This window comes from Ferrovum myxofaciens (genome assembly GCF_000735045.1).
In the GTDB taxonomy this organism is placed as follows: domain Bacteria; phylum Pseudomonadota; class Gammaproteobacteria; order Burkholderiales; family Ferrovaceae; genus Ferrovum; species Ferrovum myxofaciens.
The window spans coordinates 1-257 of sequence record NZ_JPOQ01000147.1 but is presented as its reverse complement, the minus strand read 5'-3'; the positions used below and the strand labels follow the sequence as shown (position 1 = coordinate 257).

Here is a 257-nt window from a genome sequence, read left to right as displayed (position 1 = left end):
CGATACAGCCCGTTTCAGGCTTCCAGATGATGTTGGCCGCATTGGTGGTTGCCTCAAGCGAATGCAGGGGGCGGGAAGCACCTTTAAAACGTGGGCGACCGCGTTTACCAAAGGCGTATTGCTGCATGGCCGCGAACACCTGCTCCGCGATGCGCTGGGTTACGTTAGAACCAAGCCGGTCTTTCCAGCCTGCTTCATTTTTGCAGGTACGGGCAAAGGTGATGATGGCCGCAGGCGTGAACCCTGCTTCTTTCGAG

The 257-nt window shown here is 57.2% G+C and carries 1 pseudogene; it reads right to left on the bottom strand.

From position 1 onward, the window contains the following. Nucleotides 1–257 (bottom strand): annotated as a pseudogene (locus tag IV91_RS18490) (transposase); the annotation flags it as partial.